This window comes from Actimicrobium sp. CCC2.4, assembly GCF_034347385.1.
GTDB lineage: Bacteria > Pseudomonadota > Gammaproteobacteria > Burkholderiales > Burkholderiaceae_D > Actimicrobium.
This window is the reverse complement of sequence record NZ_CP133777.1, coordinates 1189573-1207716: the sequence shown is the minus strand read 5'-3', so window position 1 is coordinate 1207716 and position 18144 is coordinate 1189573. Positions and strand designations below refer to the sequence as shown.

12 protein-coding genes and 1 pseudogene are annotated in these 18144 nt (G+C 59.6%); 10 read left to right on the top strand and 3 right to left on the bottom strand.

The genetic code is table 11. The features are described from left to right. The first annotated feature begins 36 nt into the window (after window positions 1-36). Together RHM62_RS05590 and RHM62_RS05585 are read left to right on the top strand one after the other, a co-directional pair. Entirely contained in the window at window positions 37-1239 is a 1203-nt protein-coding gene (locus tag RHM62_RS05590) for an acetylornithine transaminase (RefSeq protein ID WP_322124562.1), read from the top strand. Window positions 1240-1247: 8 nt separating this feature from the next. After that, entirely contained in the window at window positions 1248-1859 is a 612-nt protein-coding gene (locus RHM62_RS05585; protein WP_322124561.1) for an FMN-binding negative transcriptional regulator, read from the top strand. Between the two features lie 83 nt (window positions 1860-1942). Here RHM62_RS05585 and lpdA read toward each other — a convergent pair whose 3' ends face one another. The 3 genes from lpdA to aceE all read right to left on the bottom strand — a co-directional run bounded on the left by lpdA (window position 1943) and on the right by aceE (window position 7921). After that, window positions 1943-3721: a dihydrolipoyl dehydrogenase gene (gene lpdA / locus RHM62_RS05580; protein ID WP_322124560.1), complete on the bottom strand. Its 1779-nt coding sequence runs from the start codon at window positions 3719-3721 to the stop codon at window positions 1943-1945. A 73-nt stretch (window positions 3722-3794) separates the two neighbouring features. Beyond that, window positions 3795-5144: a dihydrolipoyllysine-residue acetyltransferase gene (gene aceF / locus RHM62_RS05575; protein WP_322124559.1), complete on the bottom strand. Its 1350-nt coding sequence runs from the start codon at window positions 5142-5144 to the stop codon at window positions 3795-3797. A gap of 80 nt (window positions 5145-5224) precedes the next feature. Further along, a complete protein-coding gene (aceE, locus tag RHM62_RS05570; RefSeq protein ID WP_322124558.1) occupies window positions 5225-7921 on the bottom strand; it encodes a pyruvate dehydrogenase (acetyl-transferring), homodimeric type in 2697 nt (898 codons plus the stop codon). Between the two features lie 283 nt (window positions 7922-8204). Here aceE and folD point away from each other — a divergent pair, with 283 nt between their 5' ends. The 8 genes and pseudogenes from folD to RHM62_RS05535 all read left to right on the top strand — a co-directional run bounded on the left by folD (window position 8205) and on the right by RHM62_RS05535 (window position 18030). Continuing rightward, entirely contained in the window at window positions 8205-9050 is an 846-nt protein-coding gene (folD, locus tag RHM62_RS05565; RefSeq protein ID WP_322124557.1) for a bifunctional methylenetetrahydrofolate dehydrogenase/methenyltetrahydrofolate cyclohydrolase FolD, read from the top strand. 4 nt (window positions 9051-9054) lie between these two features. Beyond that, a complete protein-coding gene (locus tag RHM62_RS05560) occupies window positions 9055-11148 on the top strand; it encodes a M3 family metallopeptidase (RefSeq protein WP_322124556.1) in 2094 nt (697 codons plus the stop codon). 17 nt (window positions 11149-11165) lie between these two features. Beyond that, a complete protein-coding gene (locus RHM62_RS05555) occupies window positions 11166-11795 on the top strand; it encodes a glutaredoxin family protein (protein ID WP_322124555.1) in 630 nt (209 codons plus the stop codon). 10 nt (window positions 11796-11805) lie between these two features. After that, window positions 11806-12231, top strand: coding sequence for a DNA polymerase III subunit chi (locus RHM62_RS05550; RefSeq protein ID WP_322124554.1), 426 nt, complete (start codon window positions 11806-11808; stop codon window positions 12229-12231). A 10-nt stretch (window positions 12232-12241) separates the two neighbouring features. Further along, complete coding sequence (locus tag RHM62_RS05545) at window positions 12242-12643, top strand: hypothetical protein (RefSeq protein WP_322124553.1); 402 nt, start codon at window positions 12242-12244, stop codon at window positions 12641-12643. A gap of 128 nt (window positions 12644-12771) precedes the next feature. Next, window positions 12772-14088: a D-amino acid dehydrogenase gene (locus RHM62_RS05540; protein WP_322124552.1), complete on the top strand. Its 1317-nt coding sequence runs from the start codon at window positions 12772-12774 to the stop codon at window positions 14086-14088. A gap of 594 nt (window positions 14089-14682) precedes the next feature. Continuing rightward, window positions 14683-14811: pseudogene (locus RHM62_RS19025) on the top strand (ESPR domain-containing protein); the annotation flags it as partial. A 336-nt stretch (window positions 14812-15147) separates the two neighbouring features. Further along, window positions 15148-18030, top strand: a complete 2883-nt coding sequence (locus RHM62_RS05535) for an autotransporter outer membrane beta-barrel domain-containing protein (protein WP_322124551.1) — start codon at window positions 15148-15150, stop codon at window positions 18028-18030. The last annotated feature ends 114 nt before the right edge of the window (window positions 18031-18144 follow it).

Below are 18144 nucleotides of genomic sequence, written 5' to 3'. Positions count from 1 at the left end.
TTTGTTTTGCCCTTATCTTTTGCGGAGCCGCTGAAAATGGAATTCAATCAATACGAAACCAATGCGCTGATGTTCATCACGAACCGTCCGCCGATTGTCTTTACCGAAGGCAGCGGCATGTGGCTCACCGACAGTACCGGCAAACGCTATCTCGATTACCTGCAGGGCTGGGCCGTCAACTGCCTGGGCCATGCGCCGCAATGCATCAGCGATGCACTGGTCGCGCAATCGAAAAAAGTGCTTAATCCGTCGCCTGCTTTTTTCAATGAGCCATCGATAGCGCTAGCGGCACGCCTGACCGCCAACTCGTGTTTTGACCGCGTGTTCTTTGCCAGCAGCGGTGCCGAAGCCAACGAAGGCGGGATCAAGCTGGCACGCAAATACGGCAAGAAATTCAAGAACGCCGCCGGCCAGAACCGCTTTGAAATCATCACCTTCGACCACAGCTTCCACGGTCGCACACTGGCCACGATGTCGGCCAGCGGCAAGCCGGGCTGGGACACGATGTATGCACCGCAAGTGTCGGGCTTTCCGAAAGCCGATCTCAACGACATCACCAGCGTCGAACGCCTGATCACCGATACCACCATCGGCGTGATGCTCGAACCGGTGCAAGGCGAAGGCGGCGTCATCCCGGCCACGCGCGAATTCATGCAGGCGCTGCGGGCGCTGACCAAAGAGCGCGGCATCCTGCTGATGGTCGATGAAGTTCAGAGCGGCATGGGTCGCACCGGTGAACTGTTCGGCTATCAGTTGTCGGGCATCGAGCCCGACATCATGACGCTGGGCAAAGGCATTGGCGGTGGCGTGCCATTGGCCGCACTGCTGTGCCGCGAAGAAATCGCCTGCTTCGAACCGGGCGATCAAGGTGGTACCTACAACGGCAATCCGCTGATGGCGGCGGTTGGCGTCGCCGTGGTCGATGCGATGCTGGCACCAGGTTTCCTGCCAACGGTGCGCGAACGCGGTGCCTATTTGCAGCAAGGCTTGCTGGCCTTGTGCGCCGAGCACGGCTTGCAGGGCGAGCGCGGCGAAGGCTTGCTGCGTGCGCTGATGCTGGGCAAGGACATCGGTCCGCAAATCGTCGAAGCGGCACGCAACATGGCGCCGGTCGGTCTGCTGCTGAACTCGCCACGCCCTGACCTGCTGCGCTTCATGCCGGCCCTCAATGTGACGCATGCCGAGATCGACCAGATGCTGGCCATGCTATCAACAGTGATGCGCGAACTCGGTCACTAAGCATGTACGTGCCGAAGCACTTCTGCGAGGACGATCCGGCGCTGCTGCTCGAAGTGATGCAGCGCTATGCGTTTGCCACGCTGGTGTCGACCGTGGACGGCAAGCCCTTTGCCACCCACGTGCCGGTGCTGGCGCGCCAGGTCGATGGTGCGCTGCAGATCGATGGTCACGTGGCGCGCGCCAATCCGCACTGGCAGGCGCTGCAGGACGATCCGACTGCGCTGGTGATTTTTCAGGGACCGCACACGTATATTTCGCCGACGCTGTATGTCGGCCAGAATCGCGTGCCGACCTGGAATTACATCGCGGTCCATGCCAGCGGTACGGCCGTTATTGAACACGACAGCGACGCCAAACTGGCGCTGCTGGCTGCGCTGGTGCAGCACACCGAACCGGGCTATCAGCCGCAGTTCGATCAGCTCGACAGCGGCTTGCGCACCGGCTTGCTCAAGGCCATCGTCGGCTTCACAATCCGGGTCGACCAGCTCGAAGGCAAGTTCAAGCTGGGCCAGCACAGGCTCGCCGAAGACCAGCCCGGCATGCAAGCCTGGCACGAAGCCGGCGGCGACAACGAACGCGCCATCGCGCGATGGATGCAGCGTCTCGGTCACTGGGATTGACCTGGCCGGAAAAATACCGCAGCCATAAAAAAGGCCCGCCAGTGCAACGCACTGACGGGCTCGATGTATTGCCACTAGCGTGATTACTTCTTCGGAATATACAAATCCGTAATCGTCCCCAGCGCCATTTCTGCAGCGAACATCGGCGTCTCCGACAAGGTCGGATGCGCATGAATGGTCAGCGCGATGTCTTCCAGATCAGCCCCCATCTCCATCGCCAGCACCAGCTCGGCCAGCAGTTCGCCGGCATTGACGCCCACGATACCGGCACCGATCAGACGCTTGGTAGCCGGATCCCACAACAGCTTGGTCGACCCCTCGTCACGGCCCACCGCCAGCGCGCGACCACTGGCCGCCCACGGGAAATTGACTTTCTCGAACGGGATGTTCTGCGCCTTGGCTTCGGTTTCGGTCACGCCCATCCATGCGATTTCCGGATCGGTGTAGGCCACTGATGGAATCGTCATCGCATCGAACTGGACCTTGTGGCCGGCAATCACTTCGGCGGCGACCTTGGCTTCGTTGGTGGCTTTGTGCGCCAGCATCGGATCGCCGCAAATGTCGCCGATCGCAAAGATGTTGGCGACGTTGGTGCGCTGCTGCTTGTCGACTGGAATAAAGCCGCGCTCGTTGACCACCACGCCGGCCTTGTCGGCACCGACTTCGCGGCCATTCGGACGGCGACCGACCGCCATCAATACCATGTCGAACAGTTGCGGCTCCTTCGGGGCATTGTCGCCTTCGAAGGTGGCCAGCAAGCCGTCGTCACGTGCTTCAAGCTTGGTGACCTTGGTCTTGAGATAAATCGCGTCGTAGCGTTTTTCGATGCGTTTGTGCAGCGGACGCACCATGTCGCGGTCGGCGGCCGGAATCAGTCCGTCGGCGAATTCGACGACGGTGATCTTGCTGCCCAGCGCGTCATACACGCAAGCCATTTCGAGACCGATGATGCCGCCGCCGATGACCAGCATCTTCTTCGGGATCTGGCGTAATTCAAGCGCGCCGGTCGAATCGATGACACGCGGGTCGTCGTACGGGAAGCCCGGGATAGTCGAGACGGCCGAACCGGCCGCGATGATCGCATTCTTGAATGCGATGACCTTGCTGCCCTCCTTGGTGTCGACAGTGACGGTGTTGGCCGAGCTGAACACGCCCTTGCCTTCGACGACTTGCACCTTGCGGGCCTTGGACAGGCTGGTGAGTCCGCCGGTGAGCTTCTTGATGATGCCGTCTTTCCAGCTGCGCAAGCTGTCGAGGTCGATTTCGGGCGACGACATCTTGATGCCGAAGTGCGACATCTCTTCGGCATCGGTGATGACCTTGGCCGCATGCAGCAAGGCTTTCGACGGGATGCAACCGACGTTCAGACAGACCCCGCCCAGCGTCGCATAGCGTTCGATCATCACGACTTTCTGGCCGAGATCGGCAGCGCGGAACGCGGCGGTATAACCGCCGGGACCGGCACCGAGGACCAGCGTGTCGCATTCGATGTCGGCCTTGCCGGCAAAGGCAGTAGCGGCCGGTGCGACAACTGCGGGTGCGGGTGCCGGGGCAGCTGCAGCAGGAGCAGGTGCAGGTGCAGGTGCAGGTGCAGGTGCCGCCGCCGGAGCAGCTTCAGTCGCCTCCGCCGATTCCAGCACCAGCATCAGCGATCCCATTGCGACTTTGTCGCCGACCTTGATTTTCAATTCCTTGATGACGCCGGCATGGCTGGATGGAATTTCCATGCTGGCCTTGTCGGACTCGACCGTGATCAACGACTGGTCGACCTTGATGGTGTCGCCGGCCTTGACCAGCAACTCGATGATTTCCACTTCCTTGAAGTCGCCAATGTCGGGGACTTTCACTTCAATCAGACTCATTCATGTCTCCAGGTTCGTCACCCGCGCAGGCGCGGGCCGGGTTGCATTCGTGGCGTGCGGCTTTATAGCAGCCTTACAGCAACGTCAAGCGCAGGTCGGCCAATGCCTCGGACAAGTACACCGAGAAGCGCGCACCCATTGCGCCATCGACGACGCGGTGATCGTACGACAGTGACATGCCCATCATCAGGCGCGGCTGGAATTGCTTGCCATCCCAGACCGGCTTGATCGACGCTTTCGACAGCCCGAGGATGGCCACTTCCGGCGCATTGATGATAGGCGTGAACATCGTCCCGCCTATGCCACCCAGCGATGAAATCGTGAACGTCGCGCCCTGCATGTCGGCGCCCTTGAGCTTGCCGTCGCGCGCTTGTGCGGACAGTTCGCCCATCTCGGTGGCGATTTGCGCGATGCCTTTTTTATCGACATCCTTGATGACCGGGACCATCAGGCCGTTCGGGGTGTCGGCTGCGAAACCGATGTTGTAGTACTGCTTGAGGATCAGGTTTTCACCGGTCGCGTCGAGCGACGAATTGAAGGCCGGGAATTTTTTCAGCGCAGCGACGCTGGCCTTGATGACGAAGGCCAGCATCGTCAGCTTGACGCCGGATTTAGCCAGCGCCGTATTCGACGACTTGCGGAAATCTTCGAGGTCAGTGACATCGGCTTCATCGAATTGCGTGACATGCGGAATCATCACCCAGTTGCGATGCAGGTTAGGGCCGCTGAGCTTTTTGATGCGCGACAGCGGCTGCACTTCGGTCGCACCGAACTTGGTGAAATCCAGCGATGGCCATGGCAGCAAATCCATGCCGGCACCGGAACCATTGCGTGGCACCGACGACGCTGCGGTAGCGCCACCGGCCAGTGCGGCCTTGACGAAGTTCTGCACGTCTTCGTGCAGGATGCGGCCCTTCGGACCGGTACCACCAACCTTGACCAGATCGACGCCGAGTTCGCGGGCGAATTTGCGGATCGAGGGCGAGGCGTGGGCTGGTTTGCCGCTGGCCGCTGGAGCCTGAATCGCTGGAGCTGGAGCTGGAGCTGGAGCTGGAGCCGCTGCAGCCGGAGTTGCCTCAGTTTTCGCTTCGGCTTTCGCTTCGGTTTTGTCGACGACAGCCGCCGGCGCTGGTGCCTCTGCAGCAGCGGGCTTTGCTTCTGCAGCTGCCGGCTCGGCCGCCGCATCGGATGCTTCCAGGGTCAGCAACGGCGAACCCATTGCCACCTTGTCGCCGACCTTGACCTTGATTTCCTTGATCACGCCAGCGCCGCTGGACGGGATTTCCATGCTGGCCTTGTCCGATTCGACCGTGATCAGCGACTGGTCGACCTTGATCGTGTCGCCTACTTTCACCAGCAGTTCGATGATTTCGACTTCCTTGAAATCGCCGATATCCGGGACTTTGATTTCACTCACACTCATGTCGTTGCTCCGTATTTTTTATAGGCAGCGACCGCGCAGTACACTGCGCGGTCGCTGCGGTAGGGATGGGATTCGTTGAATTACTGGGTAACCGGATTCGGCTTCTCCGGATTGATCCCGTATTTCACGATCGCCTGTTCGACGATGGCCTGTTCGATGGCGCCTTCATCAGCCAGCGATTTGAGTGCGGCAACGGTCACGTAGTAGCGATTGACCTCAAAGAACTCACGCAGCTTGGCACGCGAATCCGAACGGCCGAAACCGTCGGTGCCAAGCACCTTGTAGCTGCGACCCTTCGGCACGAACGCCCGCACCTGCTCGGCAAACGTGCGCATGTAATCGGTCGAGACAACGATCGGACCCTTGGTGTCCTGCAGGCATTGCGTGATATGCGCAGCGCGGGCCGGCTCGGTCGGGTGCAGCATGTTCCAGCGCTCGACATCCTGGCCATCGCGGGCCAGCAAGGTGAACGACGGGGCCGACCAGACATCGGCACCGATGCCCCAGTCATCCTGCAGCAAGTCGACTGCCGCGATGACTTCACGCAGGATGGTGCCCGAGCCCATCAGTTGCACACGCAACTTGGTATCGGCCTGGCCTTCCTGCAGCAAATACAGGCCTTTCAGGATGCCGGCTTCCTGGCCGTCCTTGATGCCCGGATGGCTGTAGTTTTCATTCATCAGGGTGATGTAATAGAACACATCTTCCTGCTCTTCGATCATGCGCTTGAGGCCATCGTGCAGGATGACGGCGACTTCGTGGGCAAAGGTCGGGTCATATGGCAGGCAGTTCGGGATCGTCGAGGCCAGCACATGGCTGTGGCCGTCTTCGTGCTGCAAGCCTTCGCCATTCAAGGTCGTCCGGCCGGCGGTGCCGCCCATCAGGAATCCGCGTGAACGCATGTCGCCGGCGGCCCAGGCCAGGTCGCCGACGCGCTGCAGCCCGAACATCGAATAGAAGGTATAGAACGGCACCATGATGCGGTTGTTGGTCGAGTACGAAGTAGCCGCAGCAATCCACGAACTCATTGCACCGGCTTCGTTGATGCCCTCTTGCAGGATCTGGCCGGCCTTGTCTTCGCGGTAATAGCTGACCTGATCCTTGTCGACCGGCTCGTACAGCTGGCCTTGCTGGTTGAAGATACCGATCTGGCGGAACAAGCCCTCCATGCCGAAGGTACGCGCTTCATCGACCAGGATAGGCACCACGCGCGGACCGAGGGTCGCGTCGCGCAGCAGGATAGAAATCATCCGCACGTAGGCTTGCGTAGTCGAGATTTCACGCCCTTCGGCAGTCGGATCGAGCACTGCCTTGAAGGCCGACAGCTCGGGTACTTTGATGGTCTCGTCGGCTTGCATACGGCGTTGTGGCAGGTAACCGCCGAGTGCCTTGCGACGCTCGTGCAGGTACTTCATTTCAGGTGCGTCCTCCGATGGCTTGAAGAATGGCACGTCGGCCAGTTCGTCATCCGGAATCGGAATCGCGAAGCGGTCGCGCATTTCGCGGATGGATTCATCGTCGAGCTTCTTGGTCTGGTGCGCGGTGTTGCGCGCCTCGCCGGATTTGCCCATGCCGAAACCCTTGACGGTCTTGACCAGCAATACGGTCGGCTGGCCCTTGGCTTCCTGGGCGATCTTGAACGCAGCGTAAATCTTGTGCGGATCGTGACCGCCACGGGTCAGGCGCCAGATATCGTCGTCGGTCATGTTGGCGACCATCTCGAGCAATTTCGGATGCTTGCCGAAGAAATTCTTGCGCACGTAAGCGCCGTCCTTGGCCTTGTAGTTCTGGTATTCGCCGTCGACGGTTTCCATCATCACCTGTTGCAGGATGCCTTCCTTGTCCTTGGCCAGCAGCTCATCCCAGCCCGGGCCCCAGATCACCTTGACGACATTCCAGCCGGCGCCACGGAAATCGGCTTCGAGTTCCTGGATGATCTTGCCATTGCCACGCACCGGACCATCGAGACGCTGCAGGTTGCAGTTGACCACCATCACGAGGTTGTCGAGCATCTCGCGCCCGGCCATGCCGATCGCACCCATCGATTCCGGCTCATCCATCTCGCCATCGCCGCAAAAGACCCAGACCTTGCGGTTATCGGTCTTGGCGATTTCACGGGCATGCAGGTATTTGAGGAAACGGGCCTGGTAGATCGCCATCAGCGGACCAAGGCCCATCGAGACGGTCGGAAATTGCCAGAACTCCGGCATCAGTTTCGGATGCGGATACGAGGACAGGCCCTTGCCATCGACTTCACGGCGGAAGTTCAGCATCTGTTCTTCGGTCAGCCGGCCTTCGAGGAAAGCGCGGGCATAGATGCCGGGCGAAGAGTGACCCTGAATGTAGAGCAGGTCGCCGCCATGGTCTTCGGTCGGGGCATGCCAGAAATGGTTGAAGCCGATGCCGAGCATGTTGGCCAGCGACGCAAAGCTGGAAATGTGACCGCCGAGGTCGCCATCGGCGCGGTTGGTCTTGACCACCATCGCCATCGCATTCCAGCGCATCCATGAGCGCAGGCGCTCTTCGAATTCGAGATTGCCGGGACAGTGGGCACCGAGGTCATTCGGGATCGTGTTGACGTAAGCGGTATTGCTGGAAAACGGGATATGGGCACCGCGACGGCGGGCCAGGTCAACCATGCGCTCCATCAGGTAGTGCGCGCGTTCGGGACCTTCGTTTTCGATCACGGCTTCGAGGGCATCAAGCCACTCTTGCGTTTCGATGACATCGGGATCGGTGGCGGCTTGCGCCAGGACTTGGTCGAGCTGAGCGGACATGCATGTCTCCTGGTTTTTTTACCTGCATCGAACGGACTTCGCTGCCAGGCATTCTGCAACAAATCGGATACGGCGCGCATTTGTTGATACGGATTTTATCAGCACTTTTTGGCTTTTTCAAATAGTGGATGCTTTTCTCATAATGCGGAATAATGCTGCGAAGCGTCATTTATATCGGGCAAGTTTTCGGCGGCAGCAGACAAACGCAACTCAGCAAGCGCCTGCCTGTCCGACGCGACCGGGCTTTATAATCGCGTCTTTATTTCAGCCGGAATCCATCACCATGCCAGCCCAATTGATCAGCGGAACCCAGCTCTCCCACCAACTGCGCGCCGATGTCGCCACCCGCGCCGCCGCGCTGACCGCCGCCGGCAAACAACCCGGCCTGGCCGTGATCCTGGTCGGCGAAGATCCGGCCAGCCAGGTCTACGTGCGCAACAAGGTCAAGGCCTGCGCCGATACCGGCATCCAGTCCATGCTGGAAAAATATCCGGCAACGCTCCCGGAAGCCGACCTGCTGAGCCGCATCGCCGCCCTCAATGCCGATCCCTCCGTCCACGGCATCCTGGTGCAGATGCCGCTGCCGAAGCATATCGATCCGGCCAAGGTCATCGATGCGATTTCGACCCGCAAGGACGTCGATGGTTTCTCGGTCCAGAGTGCCGGCGAACTGATGGCCGGTTTGCCGGGCTTTCGTCCGTGCACGCCGTTCGGCTGCATGAAAATGATCGAGAGCACCGGCGTGACTATCAAGGGCAAGCATGCGGTGGTCATCGGCCGCAGCAATACGGTCGGCAAACCGATGGCGCTGCTGCTCTTGCAAGCCAATGCAACTGTCACCATCTGTCATAGCAGTACACCGGATCTGGCTTATCACACGCGCCAGGCCGACATCGTGGTGGCGGCCGTCGGCAAGCGCAATACGCTGACAGCCGACATGGTCAAGCCCGGCGCCATCGTTATCGACGTTGGCATGAACCGCGACGATGACGGCAAGCTGTGCGGCGATGTGGACACTGCCGGCGTACAGGAAATTGCCGGCTGGATCTCGCCTGTACCAGGCGGTGTTGGCCCGATGACGATCACGATGTTGCTCGTCAATACCCTCGAATCTGCTGAAGGAAACTGAACCTATGACCACTTCTATTGCTGCTAACGCCGTTGCCAACCCGCTGCTGGACTTCTCTGACCTGCCACGCTTCGACCTGATCACGCCGGCCGATGTGACGCCGGCAATCGATCTACTGATCGCCGAATGCAGCACCGTGATTACGCAACTGGAAGCACCGATGGAGTCGGTCACCTGGAATAACTTCGTCGAACCGCTCGACCTGGCCACCGAAAAGCTGGCCCGCGCCTGGGGCATCGTCGGTCATCTCAATGGCGTGATGGATACGCCTGCACTGCGTGCCGTGTACAACGAGAACCAGCCCAAGGTCACTGAATTCTGGACTGCGCTCGGACAGAACCTGGCGCTGTTCGACAAGTACAAGGCGCTGCGCGATGACGCCGATTTTGCCGGTCTGTCGGCCACGCGCCAGAAAATCATCGACAACGCGATCCGCGATTTCCGCCTGAGCGGTGCCGAACTGAGTGATGACCTGAAGCCGCGCTTTGCCGCCATCCAGGAAAAGCATGCCGAAATCTCGACGCGCTTTTCAGAGAACGTGCTCGATGCGACCAATGACTATGCGTTGCTGGTTGAGACCGAAGCCGAACTGGCCGGCTTGCCGGATGATGTGAAAGAAGCCGCTCGCGCTGCCGCCGACAAAGACGGCAAGGCCGGCTACAAGTTCACGCTGCATTTCCCGTCGTTCTTCCCTATCCTGCAATACGCCGACAACCGCGCATTGCGCGAACAGGTGTACCGCGCTAACGTGACCAAGGCTTCCGAGCTCGGCGTCAAACCCGAGTGGGACAACACCCAAAACATCATCGACCTGCTGGCATTGCGCAAGGAAGAAGCGCAATTGCTCGGCTACGCGAGCTACGCCGAAGTCTCGCTGGCAGCCAAGATGGCCGACACGCCGCAGCAAGTTAGCGACTTCCTGCGTGACCTCGGCCAGCGCGCGCGGCCATTCGCGGAGCAGGACCTGAAGGAATTGCGCAGCTTCGCCGCAACCGAACTCGGGCTGACCGAGATGGCATCTTGGGATGTCGCCTACGCCTCCGAAAAACTGCGCGAGCAGCGCTATGCGTTTTCCGAGCAGGAAGTGAAGCAGTATTTTCCGCAGACCAAGGTCACCGAAGGCCTGTTCCGGCTGGTGCAAAACCTGTACACCGTCGAGATCAAGGCCGATACCGCGCCGGCCTGGCATCCGGATGTGAAGTTCTTCCGCATCGAACGTGACGGCAAGCTGATCGGCCAGTTCTATCTCGATTTTTATGCCCGCAGCGGCAAACGCGGCGGTGCCTGGATGGATGATGCACGCGGTCGTCGCTTGCATGGCACGCAAGTGCAAACACCGGTGGCTTACCTGACCTGCAATTTCACCGAGCCGACTACCGTCGACGGCAAGGTCAAGCCCGCCTTGTTCACGCATGATGAGGTGATCACGCTGTTCCATGAATTCGGTCACGGTTTGCATCACATGCTGACTCAGGTCGACGAAATCGGCGTGTCCGGGATTTCCGGCGTCGAGTGGGATGCCGTCGAACTGCCATCACAATTTATGGAAAACTTTTGCTGGGAATGGGATGTGCTGCAGCACATGACTGCGCGGGTCGATACCGGCGCGGCGCTGCCCCGCGAGCTGTTCGACAAGATGATGGCCGCCAAGAATTTCCAGTCCGGCATGCAGACCTTGCGCCAAGTCGAGTTTTCATTGCTCGACATGCTGCTGCATGACGACTTCGACGCCTCCGGCAGCGACGCTGTCGCCACCCTGATCGCCAGCGTGCGCGAACAGGTCGCGGTGCTGGTTCCGCCTGACTTCAACCGCTTCCAGAACGCGTTCAGCCACATCTTTGCCGGTGGGTATGCTGCGGGTTACTATAGCTACAAGTGGGCTGAAGTCCTGTCCGCCGACGCCTACGGAGCCTTCGAAGAAGCCCGTGCAGCCGATGGCGACAAGGGTTACAGCGAAGCCGGCAAGCGCTTCCTGCGCGAGGTGCTGGCAGTCGGCGGTTCCCGTCCCGCACTGGATTCATTCAAGGCCTTCCGTGGCCGCGAACCCAACATTGATGCGCTGCTGCGACACAGCGGCATGGCACCGGTAGCGAGCTGAAACAAGGAGGCACCACCATGCACCATCTGCAAAAAATCCTGACCGTCGCGCTGATGGCCGGCGCATTCGCGAGCAGCGGCGCGCTGGCACAGCAAATGTACAAGTGGACTGGTGCCGACGGCAAGATCAACTACACCGACACGCCGCCGCCGGCGACGGCGCGCCGCTCCGAGTCACAAGGCGCGCCGGTTGCCGCCACCGACGCCACTGCCCTGCCCTACGAACTGGCGCGCGCCGCGAAAAATTTCCCTGTCGTGCTCTACACCATGAAAGCTTGCGTGCCGTGTGACAGTGGCCGTGTCTATTTGTCCAGACGCGGTATTCCGTTCACTGAAAAAACCGTCACCAGCGCCGCCGATACCGACCGCATGAAGCAGGCCGGTGGCGACGGCACGATGCCGATGCTGCTGGTCGGACGCTCAAAACAGACCGGGTTCGAAAGCGGTGCCTGGGACGCCATGCTGACGGTTGCCGCCTATCCGGCGAACAGCCAATTGCCATCGGGCTATCGCAATCCGCCTGCCAGTGCTGCCGCGCCGGTCACTGACAAGGGGCAGGCCGAAGCGGTCGACGTGATCAACCCGCCAAGCCGTCGCCCGCTGCCGTCAACACCCGCCGGAAAGCCGGATTCCGGCTTTCGTTTCTGATGCTGCTGCCATGACCCGTGTCGATTTTCATAGCAATATCCCGGACAAGATCAGCTACGTCTGCCGGCTGGTGCGCAAGGCTCGCCACGCGCATTCGCGTATTGTGCTGATGGGCGAGCCGCAGCAGCTGGCCGCGCTGGATGCCGCGCTCTGGACTTTTTCCGAGCATGACTTTGTGCCGCACGTGATGGCCGGTGATGCACTGGCGATCGATACGCCGGTGATCCTCGCGACCACCGATGCCGACGCCGACGCGTTACCGCACCATCAGGTGCTGATCAATCTGACCAGCCAGCCGCCTCCGACCTTTGCCCGCTTCGAACGCCTGTTTGAAATCGTCGCCACCGATGCTGCAGATATTGCCAGCGGCCGCGATCGTTACCGCTTTTATCAGCAGCGCGGATATGCGTTGACGCATTTTATTGCCGACAAATGAGGTACCCGCGATGAGCCACAACGACGCCGATAGCGGCATCCCGCTGCTCACTGAAGTCCTGCCGCTAGAGCAAGAACGCATGCATGACGCTGACTTGCTTGCGCCGCCTTTGCTGCTGCTGGAAGCAAGCGTACCGGTACTGAGCAGCACCGCTGCGCAAGAACCGCACTGGAGCGAGCAAGACCTGGCCCGCCTCGAGGCTGAAATCAGCGATCGCATCACGCGCCAGGTACTGACCCGGATCGACAGAGTGCTGGAACAGCGAGTCCGTGACAGCCTGGCCGACGTGCTGCAGGTCGCCGTCGGCGGGCTGGCGCAGGAGATCCGCGATGGTCTTCAGCAGACGATCGAAGAGCTCATCCGCCGCGCCGTATCCCAGGAAGTGTCGCGTTTGAAAACGACAAATAACTAACGATCTTTTTTGTTTTATCGACACGGATTATTATTTTAATTTGATAAATAAATAATCCAACCCTGTAATTGCCGGCCTGAACAGACCAGAACTTTCTACAATCGAGGTATCGAAAATTGGAGATAGCCATGAAAGTCATCGTATTGGGATCAGGGATCATCGGCACCGCCTCAGCGTGGTTTTTGAACAAGTCAGGGCACGAAGTGACGGTCATCGACCGCCAGCCAGGCGCGGCACAGGAAACCAGCTTTGCCAATGGCTGCCAGATTTCGGTATCGCATGCCGAACCGTGGGCCAATCCTTCCGCTCCGATGAAAGTACTCAAGTGGCTGGGCAAGGAAGACGCGCCGCTGCTGTACCGCTTCCGGCCCGAATGGCTGCAATGGCGCTGGGCCATCAACTTCCTGCGTGAATGCACGCCGGCCCGCACCGCTGATAACATCCGCCAGATCGTTGCCATCAGTGAGTACAGCCGCCAGACCCTGCAATCGCTGCGCGCCGAAACCGGTGTCGACTACGATTGCCTGACCCGCGGCATCCTGCATTTTTACACCGACAAAAAAGACTTCGAAGAATCGCTGCCGGCAGCCAAGCTGATGTGCGACCTCGGTTGCCAGCGTGACTCGATCAGCGCCGATGAAGTCGTGCGCATCGAACCGGCGCTGGCCAGCATCCGTGACAAGATCGTCGGCGGCGATTTCACTGCCAGCGACGAGTCCGGCGACATCTACAAGTTCACCACTGGCCTCGCCAAAAAAGCCGAAGAAGCCGGTGTCAAGTTCCAGTTCAATACACAGATCACGCGCCTGATCACCGAGGGCAGCGGTGCCTCCGCCAAAGTCACCGGCGTTGAAATCATCAATGAATCCGGTCGTCATGAAGTCCTGCATGCGGATATCTTCGTGATGGCGATGGGCAGTTTTTCGGTGCCTATTCTCAAGCCGCTTGGTATCGACCTCATGGTCTATCCGGGCAAAGGCTATTCGGCCACCTACAAGGTAATCAATCCGGATCTGGCACCGTCGGTATCGCTGACCGACGATGGCTACAAGCTGGTGGTGTCGCGCCTTGGCGACCGTCTGCGCGTGGCGGGCACCTGCGAACTCAATGGCTACACCCGCGAACTCAATACCGCCCGCTGCGAAGCCATCACGCGCCGTACCCAGGAACTGTTCCCCGGCGCCTGCGACTATGACAATCCAACTTACTGGACCGGTTTGCGGCCACTGACGCCATCGAACGTGCCGTACATCGGCAAGACCAAGTTCAGCAACCTGTATCTCAATACCGGCCACGGCACGCTGGGCTGGACCATGGGTTGCGGTTCCGGTCGCGCGATTGCCGACATCATTTGCGGTCGCCAGCCGGACGTTGATTTTGCCTTCACCGGCATGCCGCGCCAGCCTGCCCGTGCCGGCGTGAAAGGCTCACCGGTTCAAGTCTGACCAGTCCCTGCGCTTGCCCGATGAACGAGACCGTAAGGTCTCGTTTTTTTTCGCCTGGATGTCTCGCTAGCCGGCGGCCAGCATCAACGCCAACGCTTCCTTGCAACGAGTGGCAATGCATCGGGATCTAATCCGGCTCGCCGGAAAATCCCGTCCCACCCAGCTTCATTTCACTGCGCTTGTATTTCAGGTTGCCGTGTTGGCGACGCAGCGCAGTTCCCGCAGCATGACCAGCAATCTGAAATCGGTCTATTGCCGGCGTTCAGATCGCGTCGCAAACATGGCTCGGGCCTCGCCGATACAATTCGCAATTTTTACCAAAAAATCATCACATTCAATGATGTTAACAATTATTTTTGTTGAATTTAATCTTTTTTAGGCCTGTAATCGCGCTGGATCACTTGACGACCGGCGAGTGCACAGCAATACTCCAAGAAAATTTTTCAAGCATTAATCATGTTGATGCCGTCTCGGCATGGGGGGTAGTCACGTGCCGAATTCCCGCGATTGCACTGTCAGTTCAGCCGACACCAATAAGTCGATCCAGTCTCCCTCTGTCCCTTTAACGCAGCGCTTCTTTTCAGGCCAAAAACAATGAATCATACTTATCGTCTTGTATGGAACCGTAGTCTTTCGATGTTCATTGCAGTCTCGGAACTGGCCTGTTCGTACGGGAGAAGTGCCGGCCGCAGGACCCGACGTGTCGTCGGCAGCGCCTCCGCCACAGCTGGACTTACGATGATGGCGTCGACTGGAACTTTGATGTTGTGCCTGACGTGCAGCACGGAGGCCCTGGCGCACACCACGTCGGTCGGTTACACCATAGGAGCGAACAATTCAGTCGAAATCTGGTACGGCACCTACCATTTCACTTCATTTACCGAGGGCAGCCTGAGTTTTTCAGGACCAAACGGCTACAACCAGCAGTCTGCGTTTTCAAACCGCGTGACGTCTAAACCGACCGGGCTCACCGACGGCACAACCAACTTTTTCTCCAACGGCACTAGCCTCATTGGAACAGCGAACCGGGTTATTAGTACTTGGCAAGGTGCCCAATTCATGAACCTGGTGCCCGGCGCTTACACTTTTACCTATATTCCGATCTCCTCACCGTCCCAGGATTGGAACCCGATCGACACTGTGATCCGGTCAAGCGGTTTTACCATTACGTCGCAACAGCTGGCAAACCCGTCTAACCCGGGAGTGCCGGTCAGCAATCCGATCAATACTGCCGTTGGTAGTTATTCATCCACGTCGCTGGCGACCACGACAACGCCAAATTTTACTGGTGGCACTCTGACACTGGCCAGCAGCACGCCGTCCCTCGCGCAAAACTTTACGATTGGTCAAGCGGGCGGCACCCTCAATCAAAACGGTAACGAGACGACTATTTCCGGCGCGCTCTCGAATGCCTCTGCCAGCACACCGGGCAGCCTGACAATTGCCAATACGGGAACGGGAGGTCGTGTTTCACTCAGCGGCGTGAACACGTTCACCGGAGCGACAACAATCAATAGTGGTGCAACGCTCGCTCTGGCTGGCACCGGCAGCATCAGTGACTCAACCAATACACTGGTCAACGGTACGCTGAACGTTTCCGCCACAACTGCGGGGGCGGCAATCACCAGCCTGGCTGGCACCGGCGCCGTAGTGCTCGGTGGGCAGACCCTGACGCTCACGAACGCGGCTGGCGAATTCGCCGGAAGCATCGGGGGTAGCGGCGCGCTGGTCATAGCCGGCGGCACTGAAACACTGTCCGGCATCAATACACATACCGGCGGCACAGTCGTCACTAATAATGCAAGGCTGTCGGTCGCATCAGATCAACATCTTGGTGACACCGCCGGCGCTCTCACGATGAACCAGGGAACACTGAACAGCAGTGCTTCCTTCACGTTGGCACGCGGCGTGAACCTGGTCGGCACCGGCATCCTCGATACCGCCACCAGCACCACACTCGCGGCATCCGGACCAATCAGCGGCAATGGCCTGCTACAGAAGAACGGCAGCGGCACACTCGCGCTGTTAGGCGATAACAGCGGCATGACCGGTGGCATGGCAATCAACGCGGGTGTCGTCGAGCTTGGTGCGGCAAATGCAGCTGGAAGTGGTGCCATTGCGCTCAATAGCGGCGTACTTCACACCACGGTCGATCAGCAACTCGCTCAAGCACTCACCATTGCCGGTGGTACCACCATCGCTACCGATGCCAACACGACAACGCTACTGGTCGGCACCGTGACGTCGGGCGGCGGGCTCGGCTGCTTCATCAAGAGTGGTGCAGGTGCGCTCAACATGGCTGCTGCGGCGACGCTCAACCAGGGCACCTGCGTGCAGGCTGGCACGTTACGTGCCAATAGCTTGCTCGATTCAACTTTCGTGCAAGTTGATGCCGATGCCACTCTGCGCGGAACCGGCACCATCCAGGCACCGATCACGGTCGCCGGTACGCTGGCACCGGGTAATTCACCCGGCACCCTCACCACGGGATCAACCGTGACGATGGCCAACGGCAGCACGTTTCAAGAAGACATCAACGGCACCGGCATCGCCAGTGGGCCAGGTAATTACTCCCGTCTGCTTGTCACTGGCAGCAACAGCCAGTTCATCATTGGCAGTAGCACGCTAATGGTTAATCTCACCAAAATTACCGGCGCTGTGGCTTACACACCCTATGTTCCCCAGATTGGTGAGAGCTTCCGGATCATCACTGCCGACGGCGGAATCGTAGGTCGATTTGCTAATTTTGCGCAGCCCGACGGTCTGGCTGCAGGCACCCGCATTGCGCTGTTCTACGATGTCGACGCTACCCATTCGCTTGACCTGCGTATCTTGCCCGTGTCTTATGCCGCCACAGTCCAGTCAGCCGGCGGCACTACCAATACTGTCGCCGCCGCCGCACTGGTCGATCGGGCTGTCAATGCTGACCAGGCCAACGGCGCTACTGCCAGGCAGACGCTGCTGGCGGCGACGGTCACCACGGTAGAAGCGGGTCGCATTGATGGCGTCATGCGCTCGCTTTCAGGCGAAGTGCACGCTGCCGTCATGGCCGCCGTACCGTCCGTCGGCCAGGCAGTGCAAGCTGGCATCGCACGCCAATTGACGCTACCGCGCGAAAAAGCCCTGTGGACCGACCTCAACGGTAGTCGCAGCCGCACCTCCGGGGATGACGCAGCCTCCGGATTCAAGGCCGACCGCCTTCAGTTGACCGTGGGCGTGGACGTCTTCCGTAACGACACCAGCCGGCTGGGAGTCGGCATATCCCAGGCGCATGACAACCTGTCGGCTAACGCTGGCTCCGGCACCCTCAATCAAACCATGGCATTTGTCTATGCCGATCACAATCTGGGTGAGGTTACGCTGGACGGCGTCGCCGGTTTCGGTCGCAGTCTTTACAGTACCCGCCGTGCCGATGTCTTGAGCAATGCGGCACTGTCCGGTGATACGCGCGGCCGCAATGCCATGTTCGGACTTGGACTGCAAGGCGCAGCCAACGTCGCGGGTATCGACGTCAAGCCCTTTGTTCGCGCGCTTTGGCAGCAAGTGCGCCGCAGTGCCTACACTGAAGACGGCGGTAGCGTAGGCGCAATCGGCCTTGCCAAACATGATGCACGCGGCACGCGGGTGATGACAGGCTTGACCGCTCTTTGCTCAGGCTCCGCAGCAGCCAGGGAGCCGCAAGCCGGTGTCAGTACATGGCAAACCACGGTGGGGATTGGCGCAGACGCCGGCAGCCTGATCCGGCCGGTTTTGGCTGCGCAACTCGCTGGTGACGACATGACAATTGTCACGCCAAACGTGGGACGCACTTTCCTGCAAGCCAACCTGTCCGGCTCTCTACAGCAGGGCAAGCACACCCGTCTGTTCTACGGTGTCGTTGGCGAAGTTCGCAGCGGTCGAAGCGATGCCACCATCAACGGCGGCGTGCAAGTCGCGTTTTAAAACCGCTGGCACCATTGCGCTACGAGCACATTGATCCGGCAGATGCTGCGCAACTGCAGCCAGTCGCGCTATGCAGTCAACAAGCAATGCATGGTGCGTCTGCCGGAATACAGC

Excerpts from the sequence above, each read along its gene's own strand:
- RHM62_RS05590 (WP_322124562.1), top strand. The coding sequence starts at position 37 with ATGGAATTCAATCAATACGAAACCAATGCGCTGATGTTCATCACGAAC.
- lpdA (WP_322124560.1), bottom strand. The coding sequence starts at position 3,721 with ATGAGTCTGATTGAAGTGAAAGTCCCCGACATTGGCGACTTCAAGGAA.
- aceF (WP_322124559.1), bottom strand. The coding sequence starts at position 5,144 with ATGAGTGTGAGTGAAATCAAAGTCCCGGATATCGGCGATTTCAAGGAA.
- aceE (WP_322124558.1), bottom strand. The coding sequence starts at position 7,921 with ATGTCCGCTCAGCTCGACCAAGTCCTGGCGCAAGCCGCCACCGATCCC.
- folD (WP_322124557.1), top strand. The coding sequence starts at position 8,205 with ATGCCAGCCCAATTGATCAGCGGAACCCAGCTCTCCCACCAACTGCGC.
- RHM62_RS05560 (WP_322124556.1), top strand. The coding sequence starts at position 9,055 with ATGACCACTTCTATTGCTGCTAACGCCGTTGCCAACCCGCTGCTGGAC.
- RHM62_RS05555 (WP_322124555.1), top strand. The coding sequence starts at position 11,166 with ATGCACCATCTGCAAAAAATCCTGACCGTCGCGCTGATGGCCGGCGCA.
- RHM62_RS05550 (WP_322124554.1), top strand. The coding sequence starts at position 11,806 with ATGACCCGTGTCGATTTTCATAGCAATATCCCGGACAAGATCAGCTAC.
- RHM62_RS05545 (WP_322124553.1), top strand. The coding sequence starts at position 12,242 with ATGAGCCACAACGACGCCGATAGCGGCATCCCGCTGCTCACTGAAGTC.
- RHM62_RS05540 (WP_322124552.1), top strand. The coding sequence starts at position 12,772 with ATGAAAGTCATCGTATTGGGATCAGGGATCATCGGCACCGCCTCAGCG.
- RHM62_RS05535 (WP_322124551.1), top strand. The coding sequence starts at position 15,148 with ATGAACCTGGTGCCCGGCGCTTACACTTTTACCTATATTCCGATCTCC.